At 67.0% G+C, this 2,045-nt stretch carries 2 protein-coding genes; both read left to right on the forward strand.

What is annotated here, in order from left to right; translation table 11 throughout:
• Window positions 1-1,352: P-type conjugative transfer protein TrbL (trbL, locus tag JHD07_RS04725; RefSeq protein WP_291619491.1), on the forward strand; the 1,352-nt coding region annotated here is incomplete at its 5' end.
• Entirely contained in the window at window positions 1,352-2,035 is a 684-nt protein-coding gene (gene trbF, locus JHD07_RS04730; RefSeq protein ID WP_209159355.1) for a conjugal transfer protein TrbF, read from the forward strand. The genes trbL and trbF, both read left to right, overlap by 1 nt.
• Window positions 2,036-2,045: the final 10 nt, after the last annotated feature.

Consider the following 2,045-nt stretch of genomic DNA (forward strand, 5'->3'; position numbering starts at 1 on the left):
TGGGCGGCACCGGCGTCATCGACCATTTCCTCGAGGTCTTCACCCGCTACATCGACAGCGGGTTCGGGCTGCTCAGCGGCGAAGTCGCCTTCATCGCGACGACGCTGATCGTCATCGACGTAACGCTGGCGGCGCTGTTCTGGAGCTGGGGCGCCGACGACGACATCATGGCGCGGCTGGTGAAGAAAACATTGTTCGTCGGCGTCTTCGCCTACATCATCGGCAACTGGAACAACCTCGCGCGGATTGTCTTCGAGAGCTTCGCCGGCCTCGGCCTGAAGGCGAGCGGCACCGGCTTCTCGACCGCCGACCTCATGCGTCCCGGGCGGGTCGCACAAACCGGCCTCGATGCCGGTCGGCCATTGCTCGATTCCATCTCCAGCCTGATGGGCTACTGGTCGTTCTTCGAGAACTTCATCCAGATCGCCTGCATGTTCCTCGCCTGGGCGCTGGTGCTGCTCGCCTTCTTCATCCTCGCGATTCAGCTCTTCGTCACGCTGATCGAGTTCAAGTTGACCACCTTGGCGGGGTTCGTCCTGATCCCCTTCGGCCTGTTCGGCAAGTCCGCCTTCATGGCGGAGCGTGTGCTCGGCAATGTCATCTCCTCGGGCATCAAGGTGCTGGTGCTCGCCGTCATCATCGGCATCGGCTCGACGCTGTTCTCCGAGTTCACTTCCGGATTTGGCGGTGCAACTCCTTCGATCGACGAGGCGATGGCGATCGTCCTCGCGGCGCTGAGCCTTCTCGGCCTCGGTATTTTCGGTCCCGGTATCGCCAGCGGCATCGTCTCGGGTGGTCCCCAGCTCAGCGCGGGCGCAGCGGTCGGGACGGGTCTCGCCGCCGGAGGCATGGTCGCGCTCGGTGCTGGCGCCGTTGGCGCTGCCGCCTCCGGTGGCGCTGCGCTGGCAGGAGGCGCAGCCGCAGCCGCCCGCGGTAGCGCCGCGATCGCTGGTGGCGCATCCACGGCCTACAGTCTCGGCGCTGCTGGGCAGTCCGGTGCCGCCGGCGTTGCATCCGGTCTCGGCGGCGTTGCACGCGCCGGAGGCAGCGCCGCTGTCTCGCCGCTACGTCGCGCCGCCTCGCGCGTCTCCGAGAGCATGAGGTCCAGCTTCAATGCCGGTAGTCGCGCTGTCGCCGATGCTGGCGGTTCTGCGACCGGCAATTCGGCGGGTGGTGATGCCGCCGGAGATGGCGCCGCTCCGGCGACCGCTGGCAGCCCTCCGGCCTGGGCACAGCGGATGCGTCGCTCGCAACGCATGACCCACGCCGTCCAGGCCACGGCTCACGCCGTCCGCTCCGGCGACGCCCATGGCGGCGGCTCTTCCGTCAACCTGTCCGAAGGCGATCGCTGATGTTCAAACGACCCTCCACCCACTACGGCAAAGCCCCCGAGCCCGAGACGCCGTATCAACGCGCGGCCCAGGTCTGGGACGAGCGCATTGGCGCCTCGCGAATTCAGGCCAAGAACTGGCGGCTTATGGCCTTCGGCTCGCTCGTCCTCTCGGCCGGGTTCGCCACCGCTCTCGTCGTGCAGTCGGCACGCGGAACCATCGTGCCATGGGTGGTGCAGGTCGATCGACTCGGCCAGGCGCAGGCAGTCGCGCCCGCCGAGGCGGACTATCGTCCGACTGACCCGCAGATCGCCTTCCACCTGGCGCGCTTCATCGAACAGGTCCGCAGCATTCCCGCCGACGCGATCATCGTTCGCCAAAACTGGCTGCGCGCCTACGACTTCACGACCGATCGCGGCGCCATGGCGCTTAATGACTATGCCCGCTCCAATGATCCGTTCACGCGAGTGGGCCGCCAGCAAGTCGCCGTCGACGTCTCCAGCGTCATCCGCGCATCGCCCGACAGCTTCCGCGTCGCCTGGGTCGAGCGCCGCTACGAGAACGGCCAGCTCGCCGAGACAACCCGCTGGACTGCGATCCTGACGATCGTCGTGCAGGTCCCCCGCAACGCCGACCGGCTGAGGGCGAACCCGCTCGGCATCTACGTCAACGCCATCAACTGGTCACGGGAGCTTGGGCAATGAAGCCGTCTTT

This window comes from Bradyrhizobium sp., from assembly GCF_016462955.1.
In the GTDB taxonomy this organism is placed as follows: Bacteria; Pseudomonadota; Alphaproteobacteria; order Rhizobiales; family Xanthobacteraceae; genus Bradyrhizobium.